Annotated in this window: 22 protein-coding genes; 10 read left to right on the top strand and 12 right to left on the bottom strand. The window is 55.5% G+C overall.

All coding sequences use genetic code 11. The features are described from left to right. Nucleotides 1-43 precede the first annotated feature (43 nt). From yaeI to VSR74_RS09020, 3 genes are all read left to right on the top strand, one after another. On the top strand, nt 44-871 hold the full coding sequence (gene yaeI / locus VSR74_RS09010) for a phosphodiesterase YaeI (RefSeq protein ID WP_347794415.1): 828 nt from the start codon (nt 44-46) through the stop codon (nt 869-871). A gap of 11 nt (nt 872-882) precedes the next feature. After that, nucleotides 883-1,617 carry a hypothetical protein gene (locus VSR74_RS09015; RefSeq protein WP_347794416.1) on the top strand — a complete coding sequence of 245 codons (735 nt, stop codon included), beginning with the start codon at nt 883-885 and terminating at the stop codon, nt 1,615-1,617. 88 nt (nt 1,618-1,705) lie between these two features. Next, complete coding sequence (locus VSR74_RS09020; protein ID WP_347794417.1) at nt 1,706-2,095, top strand: DUF3461 family protein; 390 nt, start codon at nt 1,706-1,708, stop codon at nt 2,093-2,095. A 359-nt stretch (nt 2,096-2,454) separates the two neighbouring features. Here VSR74_RS09020 and cdaR read toward each other — a convergent pair whose 3' ends face one another. The 3 genes from cdaR to dgt all read right to left on the bottom strand — a co-directional run bounded on the left by cdaR (nt 2,455) and on the right by dgt (nt 6,853). Continuing rightward, nucleotides 2,455-3,612, bottom strand: a complete 1,158-nt coding sequence (gene cdaR, locus VSR74_RS09025; protein WP_347794418.1) for a DNA-binding transcriptional regulator CdaR — start codon at nt 3,610-3,612, stop codon at nt 2,455-2,457. Between the two features lie 154 nt (nt 3,613-3,766). Beyond that, nucleotides 3,767-5,203 (bottom strand): serine endoprotease DegP, encoded by a 1,437-nt coding sequence (gene degP / locus VSR74_RS09030; protein WP_347794419.1) that lies wholly within the window; start codon nt 5,201-5,203, stop codon nt 3,767-3,769. Between the two features lie 135 nt (nt 5,204-5,338). Next, a complete protein-coding gene (dgt, locus tag VSR74_RS09035) occupies nt 5,339-6,853 on the bottom strand; it encodes a dGTPase (RefSeq protein ID WP_347794420.1) in 1,515 nt (504 codons plus the stop codon). An 83-nt stretch (nt 6,854-6,936) separates the two neighbouring features. On the opposite strand from dgt, the gene mtnN reads away from it, so the two are divergent. The 3 genes from mtnN to VSR74_RS09050 are packed head-to-tail and all read left to right on the top strand — an operon-like array spanning nt 6,937 to nt 9,068. Beyond that, complete coding sequence (gene mtnN, locus VSR74_RS09040) at nt 6,937-7,635, top strand: 5'-methylthioadenosine/S-adenosylhomocysteine nucleosidase (protein ID WP_347794421.1); 699 nt, start codon at nt 6,937-6,939, stop codon at nt 7,633-7,635. Beyond that, on the top strand, nt 7,628-8,428 hold the full coding sequence (btuF, locus tag VSR74_RS09045) for a vitamin B12 ABC transporter substrate-binding protein BtuF (protein ID WP_347794422.1): 801 nt from the start codon (nt 7,628-7,630) through the stop codon (nt 8,426-8,428). The genes mtnN and btuF overlap by 8 nt, the downstream gene beginning before the upstream one ends. A 16-nt stretch (nt 8,429-8,444) precedes the next feature. After that, entirely contained in the window at nt 8,445-9,068 is a 624-nt protein-coding gene (locus tag VSR74_RS09050) for a TRIC cation channel family protein (protein ID WP_347794423.1), read from the top strand. A 41-nt stretch (nt 9,069-9,109) separates the two neighbouring features. Here the strand turns inward: VSR74_RS09050 and VSR74_RS09055 are convergent, their stop codons facing one another. The 3 genes from VSR74_RS09055 to clcA form a co-directional block, all read right to left on the bottom strand. After that, nucleotides 9,110-9,544, bottom strand: a complete 435-nt coding sequence (locus VSR74_RS09055) for a DUF3617 domain-containing protein (protein ID WP_411914244.1) — start codon at nt 9,542-9,544, stop codon at nt 9,110-9,112. Nucleotides 9,545-9,688: 144 nt separating this feature from the next. Next, entirely contained in the window at nt 9,689-10,033 is a 345-nt protein-coding gene (gene erpA, locus VSR74_RS09060; protein ID WP_108476977.1) for an iron-sulfur cluster insertion protein ErpA, read from the bottom strand. A gap of 81 nt (nt 10,034-10,114) precedes the next feature. After that, a complete protein-coding gene (gene clcA / locus VSR74_RS09065; protein ID WP_347794424.1) occupies nt 10,115-11,533 on the bottom strand; it encodes a H(+)/Cl(-) exchange transporter ClcA in 1,419 nt (472 codons plus the stop codon). Nucleotides 11,534-11,716: 183 nt separating this feature from the next. Here clcA and hemL point away from each other — a divergent pair, with 183 nt between their 5' ends. Continuing rightward, a complete protein-coding gene (gene hemL, locus VSR74_RS09070; protein ID WP_347794425.1) occupies nt 11,717-12,997 on the top strand; it encodes a glutamate-1-semialdehyde 2,1-aminomutase in 1,281 nt (426 codons plus the stop codon). A gap of 50 nt (nt 12,998-13,047) precedes the next feature. Here the strand turns inward: hemL and fhuB are convergent, their stop codons facing one another. The 6 genes from fhuB to hrpB all read right to left on the bottom strand — a co-directional run bounded on the left by fhuB (nt 13,048) and on the right by hrpB (nt 24,536). Further along, a complete protein-coding gene (fhuB, locus tag VSR74_RS09075) occupies nt 13,048-15,030 on the bottom strand; it encodes a Fe(3+)-hydroxamate ABC transporter permease FhuB (RefSeq protein ID WP_347794426.1) in 1,983 nt (660 codons plus the stop codon). Further along, on the bottom strand, nt 15,027-15,917 hold the full coding sequence (gene fhuD, locus VSR74_RS09080) for a Fe(3+)-hydroxamate ABC transporter substrate-binding protein FhuD (protein ID WP_347794427.1): 891 nt from the start codon (nt 15,915-15,917) through the stop codon (nt 15,027-15,029). Before fhuD ends, fhuB begins: the two co-directional genes overlap by 4 nt. Continuing rightward, on the bottom strand, nt 15,917-16,819 hold the full coding sequence (gene fhuC, locus VSR74_RS09085) for a Fe3+-hydroxamate ABC transporter ATP-binding protein FhuC (RefSeq protein ID WP_411914245.1): 903 nt from the start codon (nt 16,817-16,819) through the stop codon (nt 15,917-15,919). Before fhuC ends, fhuD begins: the two co-directional genes overlap by 1 nt. Next, on the bottom strand, nt 16,765-18,975 hold the full coding sequence (gene fhuA / locus VSR74_RS09090; protein WP_347794429.1) for a ferrichrome porin FhuA: 2,211 nt from the start codon (nt 18,973-18,975) through the stop codon (nt 16,765-16,767). The genes fhuC and fhuA overlap by 55 nt, the downstream gene beginning before the upstream one ends. A gap of 241 nt (nt 18,976-19,216) precedes the next feature. Beyond that, nucleotides 19,217-21,757, bottom strand: coding sequence for a bifunctional glycosyl transferase/transpeptidase (gene mrcB / locus VSR74_RS09095; RefSeq protein ID WP_347794430.1), 2,541 nt, complete (start codon nt 21,755-21,757; stop codon nt 19,217-19,219). A gap of 349 nt (nt 21,758-22,106) precedes the next feature. Beyond that, on the bottom strand, nt 22,107-24,536 hold the full coding sequence (gene hrpB / locus VSR74_RS09100) for an ATP-dependent helicase HrpB (RefSeq protein WP_347794431.1): 2,430 nt from the start codon (nt 24,534-24,536) through the stop codon (nt 22,107-22,109). A gap of 73 nt (nt 24,537-24,609) precedes the next feature. Between hrpB and thpR the strand changes: the two genes are divergently transcribed. The 3 genes from thpR (at nt 24,610) to dksA (ending at nt 26,488) form a co-directional block, all read left to right on the top strand. Beyond that, the gene (gene thpR / locus VSR74_RS09105) at nt 24,610-25,140 is read left to right on the top strand and encodes an RNA 2',3'-cyclic phosphodiesterase (RefSeq protein ID WP_347794432.1); all 531 of its coding nucleotides are present in this window, start codon (nt 24,610-24,612) and stop codon (nt 25,138-25,140) included. A gap of 13 nt (nt 25,141-25,153) precedes the next feature. Next, entirely contained in the window at nt 25,154-25,867 is a 714-nt protein-coding gene (gene sfsA / locus VSR74_RS09110) for a DNA/RNA nuclease SfsA (protein ID WP_347794433.1), read from the top strand. Between the two features lie 165 nt (nt 25,868-26,032). After that, nucleotides 26,033-26,488 (top strand): RNA polymerase-binding protein DksA, encoded by a 456-nt coding sequence (gene dksA, locus VSR74_RS09115; protein WP_002463986.1) that lies wholly within the window; start codon nt 26,033-26,035, stop codon nt 26,486-26,488. Nucleotides 26,489-26,500: the final 12 nt, after the last annotated feature.

Here is a 26,500-nt window from a genome sequence, read left to right on the forward strand (position 1 = left end):
ACGGGTGACACGATGTCACCCTTTTTTACATCATGGACGACCAATGATTTCTCGCAGGCGTTTTCTTTTAGGGGCAGCCGCTACGATCGGCACAGCAAGCGGTATAAACGCCCATTACCGGGAGCCCGGCTGGCTTGAGGTTATCCGCCAGCGAATTTCTTTTTTTCCTTCCCCCTCACCTTCTACACAACCCTTTAAAATCCTGTTTCTGGCGGATCTTCATTACTCTCGCTACGTTCCTTTATCCTTGATTTCAGAAGCGATAACTCTGGGGCTTGCACACGATCCTGACCTCATTCTGTTGGGTGGTGATTATGTATTATTTGATATGCCGCTGAATTTTCCGGCATTCAGTAAGGTACTCTCGCCACTGGCGGCGCATGCGCCTGTTTTTGCCTGTTTCGGCAACCATGATCGCAAAGCAGGAAGCGCGCACAATGATGCGATAAGTCAGGCGCTTATCAATGCGGGCGTGACCCTTTTATTTAATCACACTACGGTTATTACGAAGGAAAAACAGCAGTTTGAATTAACTGGCGTGGGCGATTTATGGTGTGGGCAATGTAATAGTGCAGCCGTCCCTGGCTGGCGCAACGCAGAATTACCGCGCCTGGTGCTGGCACATAATCCCGATAGCAAAGACGTACTGCGCGATGGGGTATGGGATTTGATGCTGTGTGGGCATACCCACGGTGGGCAAATACATATTCCGCTAATTGGCGAACCTTTTGCTCCCGTCCAGGACAAAAGGTATGTCGCAGGGCTGAATGCATATGGCGAACGCCAAATCTACACCACGCGCGGCGTGGGGAGCTTATATGGATTGCGGTTAAACTGCCGACCAGAAGTGACGATTCTGGAATTGCTTTAAAGGGAGAAAAAATGATGGATTATTATTTGGGCGGCTATCTTTTATTGCGCTGTTTACCGGTTAACCATTTACACCCGCAGTTGGATGGCAAACCGCTACTGACGTGCAGTACCTGTTTTAACGAAAGCCTGCTTAACGCCTGGTCCTATGGCTGGGGCATTGATGTTAAAGACACGCTTTATGATGCCTCAACAACGCTCTTTGACCACCTTGAATCCGCCTTCGGGCTGGACGACATTGCACGAGAAAACATTCGTATCTGGGTGAATGAAAAGTTCGACCAGGAGCTTATCGGTTGGTGTGGCGTTTTTATGTCAGCCGCCACGGCTATTGAATATAAAAAACAGTTCTTCCAGCACGCACAAAATTGCTACCTTTTTGGTCTTTACTTTAATGATAGCGACGCCCGGAGATTTATCGCCCATTGGCAGCCGAAAAGTGAGCGCGACGGCCTGTTGGGTATCCCGCAAAAATTAATGCTCCGGCAACCGGAGAATGATGATATCAATGAACAGTTCCTTGGATACGATATTGTGGGTCTGGATATAGGCGGTGAATTTCACACCTCCCACTGTCACGGCCTGCACAACGATCTCCACCGGCGCTTTGGCCTCACACTCAACGAACACGGCCTCTACAACAACGTTCCCGACTGGCAACCCGTCGTTGACTATATGAATGATGAGGCAACAGGAAGCGAACCCGTTCCGTGGGGTATCGCTAAGATAAAACAGGTAATTTTCTAATTTTTACGCCATGATAATAGTCGAGCCGGAGCCACCGGGCTGGATGATAAGATAATCAAAATTAACTGACTCCTTTTGAGGTACCGCTATGTACGATAATCTGAAAAGTTTGGGCATTACCAATCCTGATGAAATCGATCGTTACAGCCTCCGGCAGGAAGCCAACAACGATATCCTGAAAATCTACTTTCAGAAGGATAAGGGTGAGTTTTTCGCCAAGAGCGTGAAGTTTAAGTATCCGCGGCACCGCAAAACCGTGGCGGCTGACGGTGTAGGTCAGGGTTACAAAGAGGTGCAGGAGATTAGCCCCAACCTGCGTTATGTGATTGATGAGCTGGATCAGCTCTGTCAGCGCGATCGTACAGAGGTGGATCTGAAGCGTAAGATCCTGGACGATCTGCGCCATCTGGAGTCGGTGGTAACCAACAAGATCAGCGAGATTGAAGCCGATCTGGAAAAACTGACGCGGAATAAATAGCACCCTCACCCCGCCCTCTCCCTCAGGGAGAGGGAGAAAACCGCACACACATTTAACCCATGGCACTATCAGTCCCCACCCTCACAGGGAGAGGAAGAAAACCGCACACACATTTAACCCATAGCACCATCTGTCCTCTCTCTCGGGGAGAGGGTGAAAACCGCACACACTTTTAACCCATGGCACCGTCGATCCCCTCTTCTTCAGGGAGAGGGTGAAAACCGCACACACATTTAACCCATAGCACCATCTGTCCTCTCTCTCGGGGAGAGGGTGAAAACCGCACACACATTTAACCCATGGCACCGTCGATCCCCTCTCCCTCAGGGAGAGGGTTAGGGTGAGGGTGACGCCGTCAGCTACGGCTGCTCATCAAGCTGCAACGCCACATACAGCAGCAGCCGGTCGTCAAAATTACTCAAATCCAGCCCCGTTAACTCCGAAATCCGGTTCAGACGATACTCCAGCGTATTGCGGTGTATAAACAACGCCTTCGATGTCGCCAGCGGCTGAACGTTATGGCGAAACCACGCCGCCAGCGTGCGCCGCAGCAGGCCATTGTTATCCATCGCTTTTAATCGCGTAAGCGGGCGCGCCAGTTCATTAGCCTGCCAGCCACCGCGCAGGCTATCGAGCAACACAGGCAGCATCAGATCCTGATAAAAATAGCTGCGACTCTCGGGCATCCGTTGCTTACCCACCATCATGGTAGTGCGCGCGGTACGATAAGAGCGCGCAATACTCCCCGGCCCGGTGAAATAGTTGCCCAGCGAGACGCGAAAACGCAGTTGCCCGTTCTCTTTCATGCGCGAAATAAGCTGCTCAACGCGCTTACGGTGATCTTCCGCGTCCCAGCGACCAAACTGATTGAGCGCGGGTTTCAGCACCACCATTTCGGTGAGTGAAACAATCGCAATCAGGTTGTTGCGCTCGGGCGTGGTCAGCGCATTCTGTAGCTGCTGAAGCTCCGCCATCGCACTGTCAACACCAAGTTGCCCGCTATCCACTTCCACCACCGCCACCACGCGCGGCTGGTTTAAATCGATACCCAAACGTTGCGCCCATTCGGTTAAGGCGGGGGTATTCTCTTCCGCCTGAATCAGGTTCATCACCAGTTCTTCACGCAGACGGCTATCCTGCGCCAGCAGGTGCATCAGACGCGACTGTTCAAGCATCATTTCGGCGGTCATACAGACCAGTTCACCGTATTTACGCAGCGTCTCCGGTTCGCCAGTCAGGCCGATGACGCCAACAATCTCACCTTCCAGACGCAGCGGTAGGTTGATCCCCTGACGCACGCCGTGCAGGTGCCTCGCCACGGCATCATCAATATCGACAACCCTGCCCTGGGACAGCACCAGTAGCGCGCCTTCGTGCAATTCCCCAATTCGTTCGCGATCGCCGCTGCCAATAATACGACCACGGGCATCCATTACGTTGATGTTGGTGTCGATGATGCGCATGGTTCGCGCCACGATATCCTGCGCCATTTTGGTATCAAGATGCCAGCCAGCCATGTAATCCTCCTGTGAGCAGGTTACAGCATAAGGAAGATGGTTAACTGTCGCACTGTGCAAATGCACAAAGCCGGAGTAAGAAATATGGAGTTGTGGGGGGCTTCACAGAACAGTGATAAACCCCTTTCCCAGGATGGGGAAAGGGGTGAGGAGATTACTGCATCAGCAGGTAGATTGAGCTATCACCACGCTGAATGTTCAGCGCCAGTACGGACGGTTTGCTGTCGAGGATTTTGCGCAGTTCAGCGATGTTTTTCACTGCCTGCTGGTTCGCACCGACAATCAGGTCACCTTTTTTCAGGCCAATCTGCGCAGCAGGGGAACCGGCTTTCACCGTGTTAACCACCACGCCTTTATCCTGGCCTTTATTGCTCATTTCCGCCCCTTCAATACCGCTAAAGATGGAGCTGGACTCAACCTGGTTCTGACTGCTCTGTTGCAGTTCCAGGCTCACAGTGACCGGTTTGCCGTCGCGCAGCAGGCCGAGACTGATTTTGCTGCCGATTGGCATGGTGCCAACCTGCGCGCGCAGCGCCGCAAAGCTGCTGATCGGTTTACCGTTCAGCGAGGTGATCACGTCACCCGCTTTGATACCCGCTTTTGCGGCGGATGAGTTCGGCATCACCTGGCTTACAAAGGCGCCGCGCTGAGCGTCAACTTTCATCGCTTTCGCCAGCTCGGAGTTCAGCTCGGTACCCATGATACCCAACTCACCGCGTTTCACCTGGCCAAATTCCACCATCTGCGAGGTCAGGTTTTTCACCATGTTACTCGGGATAGCGAAGCCGATACCGATGTTGCCGCCGTCCGGTGCCAGAATCGCGGTGTTGATACCGATCAGTTCACCGTTGAGGTTCACCAGCGCGCCGCCGGAGTTACCCCGGTTAATCGCCGCATCGGTCTGGATAAAGTTTTCATAGTTTTCAACGTTCAGGCCGCTACGTCCCAGTGCAGAAACGATACCGGAGGTCACAGTTTCACCCAGGCCGAACGGGTTGCCGATAGCAACGGTATAGTCACCCACGCGCAGCGCGTCGGAGTCTGCCATCTTAATCGCCGTCAGGTTTTTCGGATCCTGAATCTGGATCAGCGCAATATCAGAGCGCGGATCTTTGCCAACAATTTTAGCGTCGAATTTACGCCCGTCGCTCAGTTGGACTTTGATCGTGGTGGCGTTATCCACCACGTGGTTGTTTGTCACGACGTAGCCTTTCGCCGCGTCAATCACGACGCCCGAACCCAGCGCCTGGAATTTTTGCTGCTGGCCGCCGCCCTGGCCACCATCCTGCGCTCCGCCGCCCTGGCAGAATGGAGAGTTCTGGAACGGTGATCCATCCTGACAGAACGGCGAGTTGTCGCCGAAGAACTGTTGGAAGTTACGCCCCATACGCGGGGTATTTACGGTGGTGCTGCCTTCAACATTAATGCTGACGACGGAGGGCATCACTTTTTCCAGCATCGGAGCCAGACTTGGCATCTGTTGTGCGGTAGCGGCGGATGAAGCCGTCTCGGCCGCGCTAGCGGACAACGGAGACAGTGCCAAACTTAAACTAAGAGCCAGTGCACTCATTGCTAACGTGGTTTTTTTCATGTGTTTCAATCTCAATTTCAGATTATGCAAAGTTGCTGTGTACGTGACTATCAGAGTCATTTTATAACGCGAAGTTCCACGCCTAAAGCGCTGGAAAAAGTAAAAATTTATTGTCTGTCTTTACAAAACTCACGATTATTCCACGGCCATCAGGCGACGATATTCATCCCACGCATAGAGATCGGTCATCCCGCTGATATAGTCCTGAATCAAACGGCAGCGGTAATAGTATTCCATCACCGGAAATTCGACCGACTCACGCGGCACTTTATTTACGGCCTCGATATAGGCGAGCCGATGGTTGCGCGAGAGTTTCTGGAACAAACGAGACTCAATCGGCAGTGAAACGATACGCTCTTTCTCAACCAATAAGGTGAAGTCGTGTTGCGATAAATTCAACAAAGGGGAATAGATCTCCAGCAGCCCGCTAATCACCCGATAACCCTGGAGTTCAAGCATCTCGACATCAGAATGACTAAAAACTTGTTTTATAGCGACTTTTTTATAGAGGTCTAATAGCTGGCTATAATCGCTTTCGTCTTCCAGTAGCGCATGATTAAAGTCACCACGATAGATATCCGGCAGATTATCAATAAAGCGCTGGGCGGCGAACGGCACCAGTTTATTTAATGTATTGACGCGTAAATACATAAAGAACTGATCGACCGTACTGCGGCTTAATGAATTGGAACGCGATTTATCCCACGCGTTTTCCACCACCTGCGCAAACAGCGAGCCTTTCCCATGCTCAGGCCAGGCATCATATAAATGCTGATAAAGCTGTTCAACGCTAAAGATCCGTTTTTCTACCGCGTCCTCAAGATCCGCCACACAATAGGAGATATCATCCGCCGCCTCCATAATCCAGGTTAGGGGAAAACGATTGTAAGGGGCTAAATCCAGTTCTTTACGTAAGCGCGCAATATAGTGCTCTTCGGCTAAATAATAGCCAGGCTTTTTCATTAAATAGCTGTGGCTTGCCGGTACATCGCAGGCCCACCAGGCCGGACGGGTATATTTCAGAATACAACCGACCTGCGCCCACGTAAGGTTCATACGCATTAATGTATGCACCATGCGGATCCCCTGCGCATTCCCTTCGAAATGGCAGAGATCCTGACGCACCTTGCGGCGTAATTCGTTTAGCGTCTCATCCCCTTCAAGTAAACGCAGAGACGCAACGTGGCAGCGGTCGTGGCTCAATGGCTGCTGTGTGGCATCCGCCGGAACCAGTCGTTGGCGAAACCAGTCGTTAATCGCCGCCTCGCCAAAATGGCCAAATGGCGGATTACCGATATCGTGCATCAGGCAGGCCATCTCCACGATGCTTTCGAACGGCCCGGTCAGCTCATCCAGCCCATAAGCGGCTAACAGATTTTTCTCTTTCAGGCGGCTGAGCACTTCTTTCGCGATATAGCGCCCCACCTGCTGCACTTCCAGCGAATGGGTCAGGCGCGTGCGCACGGCGGCGTTACGCTCCAGCGGAAAAACCTGGGTTTTCTGCTGCAGGCGGCGAATCGCCGGAGAGTTAATAATACGCCCGCGATCGCTTTCAAATATTTGCAGGATCTCATGCTCAGAGGTCACACCTTCCGGCGAGCGATAGCGCCGACCCCAGTTAATCTTGTTGCGAAAATCAATCTTAGCCATAGCCTCTCCATCGCGGGAAATGCGCTTCCCCTGAACCCCATGGTAGACTATGCATCCAAATAGGGCATATCGCGAGTAAATCTATGAAAATCGGCATCATTGGCGCAATGGAAGAAGAAGTTACGCTGCTGCGTGACAAAATCGAAAACCGTCAAACTCTCTTAATCGGCGGAAGTGAAATTTATATCGGCAAGCTTAACGGGGTGGATGTCGCGTTACTGAAGTCCGGAATCGGTAAAGTCGCTGCCGCAATGGGCGCAACCCTGCTGCTGGAACGTTGCCAGCCGGACGTGATTGTTAACACCGGTTCTGCGGGCGGCCTGGCGCCGACGCTGAAGGTAGGTGATATCGTCGTTTCCGATGAAGCGCGCTATCACGATGCGGACGTCACTGCGTTTGGCTACGAATTTGGCCAGCTTCCGGGCTGCCCGGCAGGTTTTAAAGCTGACGAAAAACTGATCTCTGCGGCAGAAGAGTGCATTGAAGCATTAAATCTGCATGCGGTGCGCGGCCTGATCGTCAGCGGTGACGCCTTCATCAACGGCTCCGTAGGTCTGGCGAAAATCCGTCACAACTTCCCGCAGGCGGTGGCTGTTGAGATGGAAGCGACCGCCATCGCGCACGTCTGCCACAACTTTAACGTCCCGTTCGTGGTGGTTCGCGCAATCTCTGACGTCGCCGATCAACAGTCTCACCTGAGCTTTGATGAGTTCCTGGCTGTTGCGGCAAAACAGTCCACCCTGATGGTGGAAACCCTGGTGCAGAAGCTGGCGCGTGGTTAAGTCGTGGCTTTCGGGGCTTCTCGCCCTTGCACTGATTACCCCGGCGTGGCTTAGTGCCGCGCCGCGGGTCATTACCCTCTCCCCGGCCAATACGGAGCTGGCATTTGCTGCCGGGATCACGCCGATTGGCGTCAGCAACTACTCTGATTATCCCGAAGCCGCGAAAAACATTGAGCAGGTCGCCTCCTGGCAGGGTATCAACCTCGAACGCATCGTGGCGCTCAAGCCTGACGTCGTGCTCGCCTGGCGCGAAGGAAATGCCGAACGGCAGGTTAACCAGTTGAGTTCACTCGGCATCAAAGTTATCTGGATCGATAACCACACCATTGAAAGTATCGCCGGCACGCTGCGGGAAATCGCCCGCTGGAGCCCGCATCCGGAAAAAGCGGAACAGGCCGCGAGCCAGCTTCTGCATGATTACACTGAACTGAAAGCGCAGTATGCGCAGCAGGCGAAAAAACGTGTTTTCCTTCAGTTTGGTTTCAACCCTATCTTCACCAGTAATAAAAACGCGATTCAAAGCCAGGTGCTGGAGATTTGCGGCGGTGAAAACGTCTTTGCCAACAGTCGCGTCCCCTGGCCGCAGGTCAGCCGCGAACAGGTGCTGACGCAACAGCCGCAGGCTATTGTGGTGGCGGGCGACACAAGTCAGATAGCGAAAATTGAGCAGTATTGGGGTAGTCAGCTCACAATCCCGGTGATTCCTCTCAATAGCGACTGGTTTGAGCGCGCAAGCCCACGTATCATCCTCGCCGCGAAACAACTCTGTACTGCCCTCGCGCAGGTTAATTGATCAGGTAATTCGGGATATGCTCGTCTACTGGCTGGATATTCTTGGCACTATTGTATTTGCAGTCTCCGGCGTTCTGCTGGCGGGAAAACTGCGTATGGATCCCTTCGGCGTGCTGGTGTTGGGCGTGGTTACTGCTGTTGGCGGTGGAACAATCCGCGATATGGCGCTCGATCACGGCCCGGTCTTTTGGGTGAAAGATCCCACCGACCTGGTGGCGGCGATGGTCACCTGTATGCTCACCATCGTGCTGATTCGTCAGCCGCGCAGATTACCCAAATGGGTGCTGCCGGTGCTGGACGCCGTCGGCCTGGCTGTGTTCGTCGGTATCGGGGTCAATAAAGCGTTTCTTGCCGGAACCGGGCCACTGGTCGCCGTTTGTATGGGGGTGATTACAGGCGTCGGCGGCGGCATTATTCGCGACGTTCTGGCGCGCGAAGTGCCGATGATCCTGCGCACGGAGATCTACGCCACCGCCTGTATTATTGGCGGCATCGTACATGCGACTGCGTTTTATACGTTTGACGTTCCGCTGGAGAGCGCCAGCATGATTGGGATGGTCATCACCTTAGTTATTCGCCTGGCAGCGATTCGCTGGCATCTGAAGCTGCCGACATTTGCGCTGGACGAGCCGGGGAAATGATGTGATTCAGCCCGATGACGTGGCGTCATCGGGCTGGGGAATTATTTCTGCACTTTTCCTTTTGAGGCTTCTGAGCACTCTTTCCCGACAAACTTCTGCACGGTTTCGCTGCTGTTACTCATCTTCTGACCACCGTTTTCGAGATCCATCTTCATGGTCATGTGGAACTCGGTATCGCTGATTTTTTTCGTCTCAACGACAGTGTGCATTTTGCTGCCTGGCTTATCGCAGGTGGTTTCGTTTACCAGCAGCGTATCCGTGCTTTCGGTAAACTTCGTGGTACAACCTTCTACGGTAGTTTCAAAACCTTTGGCGATTTTTTTCGAATCTTCGGCCATTTTTTCCGTATAACACATATGGATAGCCGTCCCCTGACTTTCCATGACCCATTCACCAGGCTGAATATCCAGAGCCATTGCGCTGTGTGAGCCCGCCAGAGAAAATGCAAAAACAGCCGCTAATTTAGCGTATTTCATAATTAAGTCCTTTAATATTAAAAAGTTACATTCCGTGTTATTAGCCATAAAAACAAAGCCCGAACACCATAGGTATTCAGGCTTTTTATATTTACCGCTTCTGTAGAACGGTATTCATTTCCACGCCGGATAAACCGGCGAGTATCAGATACTGAACGAAGAGCCGCAACCGCAGGTGCTGGTGGCGTTCGGGTTGGTCACGATGAAACGGGAACCTTCCAGACCTTCGGTATAATCAACGGAACCGCCGACCAGATACTGCAGGCTCATCGGGTCAACCACCAGACCAACGCCCTGTTTCTCAATGGTCATATCGCCTTCGTTGATTTGATCGTCAAAGGTGAAGCCGTACTGGAAGCCGCTGCAACCACCACCGGTGATGTACACGCGCAATTTCAGATTCGGATTGTCTTCGTCCGCAATCAGGTTTTTTACTTTAGAGGCTGCGGCGTCGGTAAACTCCAGCGGCAGCGCTACGTCATCACTCATTTTTTGCTCCCATTAATGCTGTAATCTGGGCAAATAATAACCCGATTCTTTTGGTCATTATCTAATACCCTGGTAATTCATTCAAGTATTCTGCCCGGCCGCTTGCTGGGCTTTTGCCGCCTGCTCCGCTTCCTGCTTCGCCAGAGTGCGCGCAAGGATGGTGGCGTAGAGCGGTTTGCCGCCCAGGAACTGCGCTAATAGCGTTGCACCTAAGCAGGTAATAATCATTGGCAAAATGAGCTGATAATTGTCGGTCATCTCCAGCACCAGCACAATCCCGGTGAGGGGAGCGCGCACCGACGCCGCCATTAACGCGCCCATGCCTGCAATCGCAAAGGTGCCCGCCTCCAGATGATAGCCCGGAAAGATATTCATGGCTGCCATGCCAAAAGCGGTACCCAACAGCGTACCGAGCGCCAGCATCGGGGCGAAAATCCCACCCGGCGCGCCGGAGGAGAAGCACAGCAGCGTGGTCAGCACGCGCGCGATAAAGATAAACAGTAGCAAACCTACGCTGTAGTTACCCGCAGCCGCAATCGGAATCAGGTTAAAACCACCGCCCGCCGCCGCCGGTTCAATCAGCCCAAGCACGCCACACAGCCCGCCAATCAGGCCGCCGACCAGCACCCACTTTTTGATTTCGCCGCCGTGAATGCGCTGAAACATATCCTGCGTTCTCAGCACCAGCGTATTAAAAATGGGGCCGACGATACCAAAAATCATCCCCAGCACCAGATAAAGCCACAGCGTGTTCACCGGCGCGTTGGTCAGTTTGCCCACCTCTATCACCGGCGTTTCGCCGTTGAAGATGCGGAACACGATGCTCGACATGATGACGCCAGTAAAGACAGCTTTGATGGAGACCAGGTTATAGCGGAACTGCGAGCGCATCTCTTCAATAATGAACAGGATCCCCGCCAGCGGCGCATTAAACGCCGCCGACAGCCCCGCCGCCGCCCCGGTCGCCAGCAGGGTGTGACGCGCTTCGGCGCTGCGCATGCGGAAGATATCGCCGATCATGCGCCCAATGTTGCCGCCGATTTGCACCGTCGGCCCTTCGCGCCCCAGTACCATCCCGGCACCAAGCGTCCCCATCCCGCCGATAAATTTCACTGGCAGCACGCGCCACCAGCGCACCGGACGCAACTCTTCCAGCGCCCCCTCAATTTCAGGGATGCCGGAGCCGCCAGCCTCCGGCGCGAAGCGGCGCACCAGCAGGTAGCCCACCATCGCCAGCAGCCCGGAAAGAATAAACGCCAGCGGCCAGACGATAAACCAGTGATCCGCCACCTGGGCTATCGACGCCATGCGAAGGTTCGACACCCAGTTGACCGCTTTTTCGAACGCCACGCCGACGAAACCGGCGACGGTGCCGACCAGCGCGGCCATCAACAGAATTTTTAACGGCGCTTTATCGCGGTTCAACAACCGCCGTATCGTATCGCCACGACGTAAGCGTGCAATTTGCTGTGACTCAAAAGAGGAAGAATCTGCTTTCATCTGCTTATCATTAATTGGTAATACAAATCCGAAGGGGGCATTCTAGCGGGCCTCTCGCCCCTCGTCGCGTAAAAAATCCCCTGAATTGCCGGGTGTTTCATTTCGGCAAAACTTTCATAACCTTCCTGGAATAATTAGAATAGCCCGTTAATCTTTTTTCTCCCCCGAATCAGGAGCCGTTTCATGAGCAAATCGGAAAACCTCTACAACGCAGCGCGGGAACTCATTCCCGGCGGCGTCAACTCACCGGTACGCGCCTTCACCGGCGTGGGTGGCACGCCGCTGTTTATCGAACGTGCGGATGGGGCTTACTTATATGATGCGGACGGCAAAGCCTACGTGGATTACGTCGGCTCCTGGGGCCCGATGGTGCTGGGCCATAATAACGCCACCATTCGTAACGCGGTGATTGAAGCTGCCGAACGTGGCCTGAGCTTCGGCGCGCCAACCGAAATGGAAGTGAAAATGGCGGAACTGGTGACCGAACTGGTGCCGACCATGGATATGGTACGCATGGTGAACTCGGGTACGGAAGCGACCATGAGCGCCATTCGTCTGGCGCGTGGCTTCACCGGCCGCGATAAAATCATCAAATTCGAAGGTTGCTACCACGGCCATGCCGACCACCTGCTGGTGAAAGCCGGTTCCGGCGCGCTGACCCTCGGCCAGCCAAACTCCCCTGGTGTTCCGGCAGATTTCGCCAAACATACCCTGACCTGCACCTATAACGATCTCGCCTCCGTGCGCGAGGCGTTCGAGCAGTTCCCGCAGGAGATCGCCTGCATCATCGTGGAACCGGTCGCGGGCAACATGAACTGCGTACCACCGTTGCCGGAATTTCTGCCAGGCCTGCGCGCCCTGTGCGATGAGTTCGGCGCGCTGCTGATTATCGATGAAGTCATGACCGGTTTCCGCGTCGCTCTGGCGGGCGCGCAGTCTTACTATGACGTCGTGCCGGATCTGACCTGCCTTGGCAAGATCATCGGCGGCGGCATGCCAGTAGGCGCATTCGGCGGACGCCGTGATGTGATGAACGCGCTGGCGCCAACTGGCCCGGTTTATCAGGCTGGTACGCTTTCAGGCAACCCGATTGCCATGGCGGCAGGCTACGCCTGTCTGACCCAGGTGGCGCAGCCGGGCGTTCACGAAACCTTAGACGAGCTCACCTCCCAACTGGCGGAAGGATTGCTGGAAGCGGCACAGGAGACAGGCATTCCTCTGGTTATTAACCACGTTGGCGGAATGTTTGGGATTTTCTTCACCGATGCACAAACTGTGACCTGCTATCAGGACGTCCTGAAGTGCGACGTTGAACGCTTCAAGCGTTTCTTCCACATGATGCTGGACGAAGGGATTTATCTGGCGCCGTCGGCGTTTGAAGCGGGCTTTATGTCCGTCGCGCATACGCCGGACGATATCAATAAAACGATTGATGCGGCACGGAAGGTGTTTGCGCAGTTGTAGCCTTTCCCCCTTCCCTCTCCCGTCGGGAGAGGGAACCGACCATGCGCATTTTAGCGACTCTGCTTTCTCAGCAAATAAATAAAATACGGCGCACCGATAAAGGTCGAAAGTAACCCTGCCGGGATCTGATACGGGAACATGATCATACGCCCGCACCAGTCGGCGAACACCAGCAGCAAGCCCCCTACCAGCGTAGACATCACAATATGCGGCATTGTGCGGCGAAAGCCCATCATCCGTGCGATATGCGGCGCCATCAGGCCAACAAAGCTCAGCGGGCCGATGGTTAGCGTCGCCGCCGCCGTCAGACTGGCCGCCAACAAGAGTAAGGCAATTCGTGCGGGTGTTAGCGCAATACCAACAGACCGCGCAGTATCGCCTCCCAGCGGCAGAATCGTTAACCAGCGGCGACTCAACGGTACCAGCAGGAACAGCACCGCCATCACCACCGCAGATTGCAGCACCTGCTTACCTGTAGCATTGTAGGTTGAGCCGGAAATCCACGTCAGGATCTGCGCCATACGCGGATCGCCGCTCGCCTGCAGCATCATCAACAGCATGGTGAACGCAGTACTGAGCGCCATCCCCGCCAGCAGCATGCGGTGAGGCGAAAAGCCGCCGCGCCCGGCGGCAATCAAAATCACCAACAGCGTCACCGCAGCACCGAGACTCCCGGCAGGCAGCAGCCAGCCAAAGGCATTCCCCGGCACGAGAAACAGCATCAATACCACGCCAAACGCCGCGCCGGAGCTAATCCCCAGCACTTCCGGGCTGGCCATCGGGTTGCCCGTGAGACGCTGAATAATACAGCCTGCCACCGCCAGCATCATCCCGGCGATCAGCGCAGAGAGCACGCGCGGCCAGCGCCATTGCAGCAATTCATCCAGCAGTGAGCCACTCGCCCAGCGCCAGCCATCAACATCACGACCAAACGCCAGTGCCGCAAAGACAGCGACCAGCAAAACCACCAGCCCTGCTATCGCCCATGCTGGAACGTGATAACGCTCCGGCGCGACGCTGTCGCTGGCATTCATCGACGGCGCGGTCATGCTACGAAGCCGCGGCAGCAACCAGAGCAGCAGCGGTGCGCCGATCAGCGCGGTAACGGAGCCGGTAGAGACTTCCATCCACACGCGGGTGAGCCAGAGAATAATTTGGTCAGAGAGCCAGAGGATCAACGCGCCAATCAATGGCGCCAGCATCAGGCGCGCCAGCAATCGTCGGGCTCCCAGCATCTTCGCCAGCAGCGGCGCAAACAGGCCGATAAAACCGATTATGCCTACCGCGTTAACGAGGAAGGCGCTGATCACAATCGCCAGCGTCAACGCTGCCAGACGCGCCAGTGATAGCGCCAGCCCCAGGTTGCGCGCCACGCCGTCATCGAGCCCCATCAGGGTTAATGGCCTCAGGAGTAGCAGCGTGATAATGACGCCCCCCAGCAATTGTGGCCACAAGCGCTGAACGATGCTCCAGTCAGTCTGCGTCAGCGTACCGGAACTCCACAGGAACATGCTCTGTAACTGGTCATGGTGGAAAATCACCATCAACTGGTTGATGGCCCCACAGTAGAGGCTGACCACCAGGCCCGCCAGAATCAGCGTCACCGGCGAGAGACGCTTGCCCCACGCCACGCCAAACACCAGCGCCCCCACAATGCAGGCGCCGGCCAACGCGGCAAACTGCGAGGTAAGCGCACCGGGAATCGCCCACAGCGTGGTGACGGTCATTCCAAGCTGTGCGCCAGTTGCCACCCCCAGTGTGGTCGGTTCCGCCAGCGGGTTACGCAGCACCTGCTGGAAAAGTACCCCCACCAGCCCAAGCCCCGCGCCGACGAGCAGCGAAATCACCAGGCGCGGCGTCAGGCTGTAGTGGAACAGCATCTGGGCGATGGAATCAATATTCGGCTGGAACAGCGCCTGTCCCCATTGCGTGTATGGCAATGCGATATTGAAGTTAAACCAGGTGAGCGCCAGCGAGGCAATAAACAGCACCATTAACAGCAGCGCAGCAAACGGGGAGATTTTTGTTCTCACGCTTTACCTCCCAGCGCGTTGTCCAGTACGCGGCCAAAATGCATCGTTGAGAGCGTCGCGCCATAAAACCAGACCGCCGGGACTCGCTGGAAGCGATTTGCCCGCACGAAGGGCATTGCCTGCCACAGCGGCGTTGCCATCAGCTTACGCATTTCCGGGTCGTTGCCGTGGTCGAAGCAGAGCACATCCGCATCTTTGTAGACCGCCAGTCGGTCAATGCCGACCACTACGCTGCCCCAGAAGTTGGTTTCGCCCTGCCAGGCGTTTTTGACGCCTATCGTGTCGAGCATCTCCTGGAACAGGCAGTTTGGCCCAAAAACCAGCATATGACGCGCATCCAGCAGCGTGACCATCAGCAACGGACGGTCGCCACGCGCAGCAAAGCGAGGTTTCAGGCTTTCAATAAAGGCGTCATATTCCTGCAGGTGACGCTGCGCCTGCGGCTCGCGCCCGAGCAGTTGCGCCATCTCAATCAGCGAGCGTCGCGCCTGCGCCAGCGGCTGTTTGCCGTCGCTGAACGCGAAACCACGCCCTGGGGCGATTTTCGCCAGCGTCTCGGGTGAGGGGCCATAGCCCGCCGACCAGACCAGAAACGATGGTTTCATCTGGGTCAGCAGTTCAAGATTGGGTTCAGTCCGCAGGCCAACATCAATGACCGATTCCGGCAATACGGGCTCGTTAACCCACAGCCTGTAGTTCGGGATATCGGCAATGCCGTAAGGCGTGATGCCCAGCGCCAGCAGCAGTTCAACCGGGAGCCACTCCAGCGCCACAATACGATGAGGATCAACCGTCGCCGCCTGCGCGTTACGCATTTGCCAGAGCAACGGCGAGAGCGCCATCGCCGTCAACAGGCGTCGACGGCTAATCAAAGAGGAATCATCCATTAATAGACAAAACTCACCGGCGCTGCGCCTGCCGGGTGTGGCAGTATCCCCATCGGGATACCATAAATATGTTCCAGCGTTTCGCTACGCATCAGTTCATCCGGCGTGCCCTGAGCGATCATCTCGCCGCCGCGCAGCGCGACTAAATAGTCACAGTAGCGTGCCGCCATGTTGATATCGTGCAGCACCGCGATGACCGTCAACCCGCGCTGCTGACTTAAGCGGTGCACCAGCGCCAGCACATCAACCTGATGGGCGATATCCAGCGCCGATGTCGGTTCATCCAGCAGCAGACAGCGGCTGTCCTGCGCAACCAGCATGGCAATCCACGCGCGCTGACGCTCGCCGCCGGAAAGGCTATCGACCAGACGATGAGCCAGCGGTTTTAAACCGACGAGCGTAATCGCTTCTTCCACTTTTTCGCGGTCGGCTACGCCAAAACGCCCCAGCGCACCGTGCCACGGATAGCGGCCAATCGCCACCAGTTCGCGCACCGTCATGCCTTCCGCCTGCGGTAACTGCTGCGGCAGATAGGCGACTTTGCGGGCAAATGCTTTGCTGTTCCAGCTCTCAAGCGGCTGACCGTCCAGCAGGAGATCCCCTTCTGACGGCGCCTGATGACGCCCCAGCATTTTCAGCAGCGTGGATTTACCGGAGCCGTTGTGGCCGATAAGACCGGTAACTTTCCCCACAGGGAAAGTGAGCGAGAGAGGATGAAGCAGTGTGCGGCCTGGAACCCGAAACGTGACGTTTTCGAGCGCAAAGGTGGTATCGGGAGAGGTTGTGATGTCCTGCATAGCCGTCAACTTGTCAAAGGGCGCGGATAAACCGCGCCCGATAGGAGAGATTAGAAGCGGAAGGTCGCTGTCGCGACAACCTGACGTTCCGCGCCCCAGTAGCATGCATATTCGCTATAGCAACTGGAGACATATTCACGGTCAAACAGGTTGTTGACGTTCACCGCGACAGACGAACCCGGCAGGCCAAAACGCGTCAGATCGTATTTCACCATCGCATCAGCCACGGTGTAGCTGCCGACATTGAACGACTCGTTTTTCGTCCCGGTCGAGGTATCGTTTTTGTAGTAGCTTACGGTGGAGCCCGTATAACGAACGCCTGCGCCAAAGGTCAGACCGCTCAAGACGGTATCATAGAGAGTATAATCCGCCCACAGGGAAGCCTGGTTACGCGGTACCTCTGCCGGACGCTTACCTTTGAAGATGGTATCTTCCGTATATTCTGCATCCGTATAGCTGTAGGCCGCAGTCAGGTTGATATTTTCATTCAACGCCGCTTTTGCTTCCAGCTCAATGCCGCGGGAACGAATTTCACCTGTCTGTACGCTATACAGACCCGTTGGGTCGTTCGGATCCGCCGTCAGGTTTTTATTTTTGGTCAGCTCATACAACGCCGCAGTCAGCACGATAGGTCTGTCTTTTGGTACATACTTCACGCCTGCTTCGTACTGCTTACCACGAGACGGATCGAATGGGGTGCCTTCTTTCGTGGAGCCGGAAGTTGGCTCGAAAGATTCACTGTAGCTGAAGTACGGAGAAATACCGTTATCAAACAGATAGTTCAAACCACCGCGCCAGGTAAACTGCTGGTCGTTCTTCTCCGCTAAATCGTTGCTTGAGCGGGTGAGTGTTGACGTTTTCGCGTAATCGTAGCGACCACCTAACGTCAGTACCCATTTATCCCACTCGATCTGATCCTGCGCATAGAGCCCCGTCTGCTCCATACGGTTAAGTACCGCGTACGGGAAGTTGACGGACACATTCGCATTACCGTACTGCGGGTTGCTCATGTCCAGCGGGCTGGCAGAACCGTACTGCGCATCCACGTCGTTGCGCATGCGTGAATAGTCAACGCCGGTCAGCAGCGTGTGGTCAACGTCGCCAGTGGCGAAGCTGGATTGCAACTGCGTATCAACGGTAAACGCATTCAGCGCTTCGTCAGAACGAACATAGTTGCGGTTAATTTTACCCGCGCCATCATAGCCAAAACCGTATACCGCTTTATAAAGCGTTTTCACCTGGTCGTAGCGCAGGTTCTGGCGCACGGTGAAGGTGTCATTAAATTCATGGGAGAAGTTGTAGCCCACCATTTGCTGGCGACGCTGCATCTTGTTGTCTTTCTCACCTTCGTTAAAATCGGTCGGCAGCTTATGTGAGTTACCGTTCGCATCAACATAAGGCACAACAGTCCCTTCACGCGGCAGCCAACCATAGTAACCCGCATCCGGATCGCTCTGGAAATTACTCAGGAAGGTGAAGTCGGTTTTATCATCCGGACGCCAACTGAAGGAAGGCGCAATCGCGTAGCGGGTTGATTTCGCCATCTCTTGCTGCGTGTCCTGGCTGCGGCCTAAACCGGTCAGACGATAAGACCACACGCCCGCATCATCGATCGCGTCGCTGAAGTCAAAACCGGTCTGCCACAGGTTATCCGTACCCATTTTAAACTGGATTTCGCGCAGGGGTTCGGTGGTCGGGCGTTTGCTGACCATGCTCACGATACCGCCTGGGTTGCTGTTGCCGTACAGCACTGACGTTGGCCCGCGCATCACTTCTACGCGTTCCAGGAAATAGGGATCCATTGAGACTTCAGAATAGTTGTTACCCTGAAGTTTCATACCATCCAGATACTGGTTGGTATTTACGGTGGTAGGTGCGGTGAATCCGCGAATAGAAACAACATCATAAGTGGAAGAGCTACCACGGGTGGAGAAAACGCTCGGCGTATAGGCCATCGCCTCTTTTACCGTAGTCGGCTGACGGATGTCCATCTCCTGACGCGTGATGACAGAAACAGACTGCGGCGTCTTTTCAATCGGCGTGTCAGTCTTGGTTGCGGTCGCGGAACGTTTCGCCGCGATAGTCGGTGCCGGCCCCCATGCGCTTTCCTGGGACACAGGCGCCGCAGTGACGGTGATAGTTTCTTCTTTCGGTTCAACCGCCGCCTGTGCGTAAACAGACATGCCGCTAACCGCTGTGGCGACTACAACTGCGATTTTACGCAGAGAGTGGTTTGGCTGAGCAGTTTTCAAATGCGCCATTGGTATATCTCTGATGAAATGATGAATGATAACGTAAACGAGAATTATTATTATAACCGCCGAATGATAGGCCAAACGGCGGCGATATGGCAAGCAATATAGGGGAACGCGGCCGCTAAAAGTTCAAGAAATAACCAGATGAAAACAGAGGGTTAATAGATTGATTTTAGGCATTACGACATTCTGACAATCACGCAAAAAAAAGCCCGCTTAACGAAGCGGGCTTTGAGCTTTAGCGATGTCAGTTACTGCCAAACATATCCTTGATCCAGCCAGCGACGCCGTCGCCGTCCTTCTCTTCTTTTTTCGGCTGTTCCTGAGGCTGCTGCTGTTGCTGCGGCTGAGAAGACTGGTCGAACGGATTTCCAGACTGCTGCTCCTGCTGCTGCATCATCTCGCCCTGCTGGCAGAGCGAATCCGGGTTGGTCGTCCACACAGGCAACATACGTGAGCCGCCAGAGCACACAAAGTTACCGTTGTAATCCACGCCCATATCAACAATATCTTCCGGCGGCGTCAGCACCAGCGGGATTGGCGACTGGTTTGCCAGATAACGCTGGTAAATAGACATCGCGCCACTCGCCCCGTACAGCTTCGTTGGCTGGTTGTTATCGCGACCAACCCAGGTGATCACCACTTCACGCCCATCAATCCCGGCAAACCAGGTATCGACGTTGTTGTTAGTGGTACCGGTTTTACCGGCCAGATGCAGACCTGGATACTTCGCGCCCAGTTGACGACCGGTACCGCGCTGAACCACCTGCTGCATTGTCCACAGCGTCATATAGGCAGCCTGTGCAGGCACTGCGCGTTCAGCCTGCGGGTAGCTCTGATACAACACGGTGCCATCTTCTGCAATCACCGAGCGCAGCGCAGAGAGCGTCGCGCGGTTACCGCCGCTGGAGATAGTCTGGAACGCCTGCGCCACTTCAATCGGCGTCAGGTTCAGCGCCCCCAGAATCATCGCCGGAACCGGGTGCAACTGATCTTTCGGCACGCCCAGTTTCTGCCAGGTATCGGTAATAGCAGGCAAGCCCAGCGCCATACCGAGGTTAACCGTCGGCACGTTCATGGAACGCGTCAGTGCATCCACCAGCATCACCTGGCCGCTAAAGCGACGGTCATCGTTCTGCGGCGACCACACCTGACCATTTGGCTGACGCAGGGAAATCGGCGCATCGGCAATCCAGGTATTCAGACGATACTGATTCGGCTGGCTTAACGCCGTCAGATAGGTCGCCGGTTTCGCCAGCGAGCCGATGGAGCGGCGCGCCTGCATTGCGCGGTTATAGCCAGCAAACTGCGGCTCTGCGCCGCCCACCATCGCGCGGACTTCGCCGCTGAAGCGGTCAACCACCACCATCGCCGTTTCAAGATCGCTCAGCTTACGCTGCTTCTTCAGTACCGGAATACCTTCCGTCGCCGCTTTTTCTGCCGCATCCTGCGCCACTGAATCGAAGGTGGTGAAGATCTTCACGCCGGAGAGATCTTTCACTTTATCGCCCAGTTTCGCCTGAAGTTCCTGGCGTACCATCTGCATAAATGCAGGCTGCGGTGAAATGACGCCGCCGCGCGGCTGCACGCCCAGAGGACGCGCGCTGAGCATATCGTACAGCTCCTGGTCGATGATGTTCTGCTGCTGCAGCAAACGCAGTACCAGGTTACGACGTTCCAGCGCCAGTTTCGGGTTGCGCCACGGGTTGTAGATAGACGCGCCTTTCACCATCCCCACCAGCAATGCCTGCTGATCAAGGCTCAGTTCTTCCACCGGGCGGCCAAAGTAATAGAGGCTCGCCAGCGGGAAACCGCGAATTTCGTTATCGCCGCTTTGACCGAGATAGACCTCGTTCATGTACAGTTCAAGGATACGGTCTTTGCTATAACGCGCATCCATCAACAGTGCCATGTACGCTTCGTTGGCCTTACGCCAGTAGGAGCGTTCACTGGACAAGAACAGGTTTTTCACCAACTGCTGGGTCAACGTACTCGCGCCCTGCACCGTGCGCCCCGCCGTCAGGTTCGCCAGTACTGCACGACCGATAGAGTAGAGGCTGACGCCATCATGCTCGTAGAAGTGACGATCTTCAGTCGCCAAAAGGGTATCAACCAGCAGATCCGGGAAACCGCTACGCGGCACAAACAGACGTTGCTCGCCGTTTGGTGACGAGAGCATGGTGATCAGACGCGGATCGAGACGGAAGAAACCGAACTGACGGTTATTCTCCATGTTCTCAATGGTTTCCAGATGATCGCCATCGAAAGTCAGACGCGCGCGCACCTGCCCCTCTTTGCTGTCCGGGAAGTCGAATGGACGGCGGATCATCTCAATGCTGTTGGCCTGCACGGTAAACTCGCCGGGACGCGTCATTGCGGTCACCTGGCGGTACTGTGTCGCCGTTAACAACTGCACCATCTCTTTCTTACTGATGGGCATATCCGGCTCAAGGTTAACCATGCGGCCATAGACTGCCGCTGGCAACTGCCAGACTTTACCGTCGATGCGGCTGCGAATTTTCTGGTCAAGATAGACGCCGTAAATCGCCAGCAGAACGGCAAAAACGATAGCCAGCTTTACCAGCAGCCAGAACCAGCCGTGTTTTTTACGAGGCTTGCCGCCCTTGCCCTTTCCTTTACGTGGTGGCATTGGCTCATCATCCTCATAGTCGTCATCATAATCGTCGTCGTAATCCTCATCTCTGAGGCGACGACGGCTCACCTTTTGTTTCGCCGGACGCGCAGGCTTGCCTTTACGTCCAATCGGCTCGCGGTCATTCCCCGCCATGCTTTCTCTCCGCAACATTCAGGCGCAAAGGCCTGATTCTCAGTTCTTCCGTACAGGAACAGAAGAAGATATCTCTCAATTTTCACTCGTTCTTGAGGGGGAAACCCTGCGCGCTGATGCCCTCACCCCGGCCCTCTCCCACAGGGAGAGGGGGAAAACCGGCGCGGAACTTAGCAACTGTGCACAATCCGTCCCCTCGCCCCTTTGGGGAGAGGGGGAAAACATGCACTGAACTTAACAACGCGCACAATCTGTCCCCTCTCCCTTGAGGGAGAGGGTTAGGGTGAGGGGGAAACCCGCGCACCGATGCCCTCACCCCGGCCCTCTCCCACAGGGAGAGGAAATCCCCTCAAGAATACTTTTTCGTCCGCCGCGTCGGCGCGGTATTTGCCGGGTCGTCCGGCCAGACGTGTTTCGGATAACGCCCTTTCATCTCTTTTTGCACCTCCCGGTACGCCCCCTGCCAGAAAGCGCTTAAATCGCGCGTAATCTGCAACGGGCGCTGCGCCGGGGAAAGCAATTCCAGCACCAGCGGTACGCGCCCCTGGGCTATCGTCGGCGTGTTCGCCTCGCCAAACATCTCCTGCATTCGCACCGCCAACGCGGGCGGGTTTTCATCATCGTAGCGAATACTAATCCGGCTTCCGGTGGGCACAGTGTAATGAGTTGGTAGCTCACTATCCAGACGTTGTCGTAATGTCCAGGGAAGCCAGGCTTGTAACGCCGCTCCGACATTGACGTTTTTCAGCGCCCGCAGCGATTTTACGCCATTCATATGCGGCAGCAGCCAGGCTTCCAGTTCCGCCAGTAGCGAGGCGTCGTCAACCGCCGGCCAGGCGTCATCCGGCAGCCAACGCGCAGCGCATTGCAGACGCAAGCGTAGCTGCTGCGCGTCTTCTGTCCAGTTCAGGACGTTTAAGCCTTTATCGCGGATGCCATTGAGCATCGCCTGATGCAGCTCCTCTTCCGACGGTTTCGCCAGCGGCTGCACTTTTACCGTCAGTTGCCCAATTCGGCTGCGACGCAGCGCTTTAAGCGTACCTTGTACATCGTCCCACTCAATGGTATCGGATTGCTCAAACAGTTGCGGACACCGTGCCGCCAGCGCGTCAATATCCAGCGCGCAAGCCTGTAAAATACGCGCATCCGGTGACGCATTGCCCTGCAACAGCAGCGGCGCAATCAGCCATTCATGGCGGCTTAATGCATCGTCGGCATCCAGCATCGCCCCCATGCCATTTGCCAGTTGATAGCGCCCGTCCAGCCCGCGGCGGCGGGCGATACGGTCGGGAAAACCCTGCGCCAGTAATTCGGGGATAAGGTCGCTATCAGGCTGACCGCTACGGCGATTAAGACGCTTAAGCAACTGCTGGCTGCGCTGCTGCCAGTTCGACTGACTGCGCGAAAAAGCATGACGGAGATCGCTTCCCGCGCCGCGCGGCGGCTCTTCCAGGATCGCCGCCAGCCGGGTCGTCGTAGCGGCCTCATCGTCACTTTTCGCCGCAATCAGCATCGCGGCCAGGCGCGGGTCATTACCGATGGCGGCCATTTTTTGCCCCGTTGCCGTGAGGCGTTCCCCTTCCAGCGCCTGAAGCTGTGTTAACAACCGACGCGCGGCAGCAAGATTAACGGCAGGGGGTTCATCCAGCCAGCTAAGCTGCATGGGGTCATAACAGCCCCATTGCAGCAGATCCAGTTGCAGTGAAGAGAGGTCGCTTTGCAGAATTTCCGCATCGCTTTGCGCAGCCGCGCGTTCCGCCTGTTCTTTTCCCAGCAGATGTAAACAGATACCCGGCTCCAGTCGCCCGGCGCGGCCTGCGCGCTGGGTCATCGACGCCTGGCTGACGCGCTGAGTCACCAGCCGGGTTAGCCCGGTGCGGGCATCAAAGCGCGCCACACGCTCCTGCGCGCTGTCGACCACCAGACGAATACCTTCGATGGTCAGACTGGTTTCAGCGATATTGGTAGCCAGGACGACTTTTCGTTTACCGGCAGGCGCGGGAAGAATCGCCTGACGTTGCTCACTGAGTGGTAATGCGCCATAAAGCGGGCAGAGCAATACATCAGAGGCAATTCGCGCCGCCAGATGCTCCTGCACACGCTGAATTTCACCCACGCCGGGCAAAAAGAGCAGTAATGAGCCGGGCTCTGAACGCAACAGTTCCGCCGTAGCAATGGCAACCGCTTCGTCGAAGCGTTGATGCGTCGCCAGAGCCTGATAGCGGCGCTCAACCGGAAACGCGCGCCCTTCTGAGATAATCACCGGAGCTTCCGGTAACAGGCGTTGCAACTTCTCGTTATCCAGCGTCGCGGACATGATTAGCAGTTTCAGGTCATCACGCAGCCCCTGCTGAACGTCCAGCAGCAGCGCCAGCGCGAGATCGGCCTGTAAGCTACGTTCATGAAATTCATCGAGGATCACAAGGCCCACACCGGCGAGCTCGGGATCGTGTTGGATCATGCGCGTCAGAATGCCTTCCGTCACCACCTCAAGCCGCGTGTCCGGCCCGACACAGGTTTCCGCGCGCATACGATAACCCACGGTTTCACCGGTTTTTTCATCCAGCAGTTCCGCCAGACGCTGGGCCACGTTACGCGCCGCCAGCCGACGTGGTTCCAGCAGAATGATCCGCCCGCGAATCTTGCCCTCTCGCAAAATTTGCAGCGGCAGCCACGTAGATTTCCCCGCCCCGGTCGGTGCATTAAGCAGTACAGCAGGCGCATCCGCCAGAGCGGAAAGAAGATCGGGAAGGACAGCAGCGACCGGCAACAACGACACGTTTGGCTCCAGAGGGTTAACATTAATCGACGGACATTGTAGCATCGCCACAATTCATTACCGAGTACCCACTATGTCTGAGTCGAAAAGAGTCTTTTTCGCCATTGAGGTTCCGACCAAAATCCAGCGCCAGATTGTGCGCTGGCGAGCGGAAAACTTCCCCGATGACGCGGGAAGGCCGGTTGCGGCGGCGAATATGCACATCACTCTGGCGTTTCTGGGCGAGATTAGCGCGGAGAAACAGACGGCACTGGCGGCAATGGCAGGCCGTATTCGTCAGCCAGGTTTCACGCTGCATCTTGACGACGCCGGGCAATGGCTGCGTTCGCACGTGGTGTGGTTAGGAACGCGTCAGCCGCCGCGCGGGGTCATTCAGCTTGCGGATATGCTTCGCTCTCAGGCAGCGCGCAGCGGGTGTTATCAAAGCCCGCAGCCGTTTCATCCGCATCTGACGCTGCTGCGCAACACGACCCGAGCGGTACCTATTCCCGCCCCTGGCTTTCACTGGGAAATCCCGGTGAGGGAGTTCGTCCTCTATGAGTCGCAGTATAAAAATGGCCGAACCCGCTACCTGCCACTCCAGCGCTGGACACTTTCAGAATAATCAAGGATGCCCCATGCAATACCTGCCTGCTCTTCAGCACGCGACCCTGATTCAACGCTACAAACGTTTTCTCGCAGACGTTGTGACACCTGAAGGGGAAACCCTGACGATCCACTGCCCTAACACTGGCGCGATGACCGGATGCGCCACGCCTGGCGATACTGTGTGGTACTCCACCTCAGAAAATATGAAGCGTAAATACCCGCACACCTGGGAGATCACCCAGACTCAGACGGGCAATTTTATTTGCGTCAATACGCAACGCGCCAACCAACTGGCGAAAGAGGCGATATTGTCTGAAACAATTCCTGAACTGGTCGGCTATAGTTCGCTGAAAAGTGAAGTGAAATATGGCGAAGAAGGCAGCAGAATTGACCTTATGTTACAGGCGGATGATCGCCCCCGGTGCTATATTGAAGTGAAATCGGTGACGCTTGCGGAAAAGGAGTATGGCTACTTCCCGGATGCCGTTACCCTGCGCGGGCAGAAGCATTTACGCGAGCTGATGAGTGTTGTCGCAGCGGGCGATCGGGCGGTGTTATTGTTTACTGTTTTGCATTCAGCCATTGAATATTTCGCACCAGCACACCATATTGATGCTCAATACGCGCAACTATTAGCGGAAGCACACAAACGGGGGGTAGAGATTCTGGCTTATAAAGCGGAACTTTCTGCCGATAACATCACTCTGAGATCACCGTTGCCCGTAACATTACCACGGGTGTGATCTGGACAATTAGTGTTCGGGCTGCGTCGCAAATACGCTTTTCCTCACAGCATTGTCAAGTGTTACGTTTAGATAATTGCCATACGGAATCGCATCTGCTATTTATAGCGGCCTGATTTTTCCCCCGAACACGGGGATCGATAGTGCGTGTTAAGGAGAAGCAACATGCAAGAAGGGCAAAACCGTAAAACATCGTCCCTGAGTATTCTCGCCATCGCTGGGGTGGAGCCGTACCAGGAGAAACCGGGCGAAGAGTATATGAACGAAGCCCAGCTAGCGCACTTCCGTCGTATTCTGGAAGCATGGCGTAATCAACTTAGGGATGAAGTCGATCGCACCGTTACACATATGCAAGACGAAGCAGCCAACTTCCCGGATCCGGTAGACCGTGCAGCCCAGGAAGAAGAGTTCAGCCTCGAACTGCGTAACCGCGATCGCGAACGTAAGCTGATCAAAAAGATCGAGAAGACGCTGAAGAAAGTAGAAGACGAAGACTTCGGCTTCTGCGAATCATGCGGTGTCGAAATTGGTATCCGTCGTCTGGAAGCGCGTCCAACCGCCGATCTGTGCATTGACTGCAAGACGCTGGCGGAAATCCGCGAAAAACAGATGGCTGGCTAACCGAGCGCTAAC

It is taken from the genome of Pseudocitrobacter cyperus (assembly GCF_039889165.1).
Classification (GTDB): domain Bacteria; phylum Pseudomonadota; class Gammaproteobacteria; order Enterobacterales; family Enterobacteriaceae; genus Pseudocitrobacter; species Pseudocitrobacter cyperus.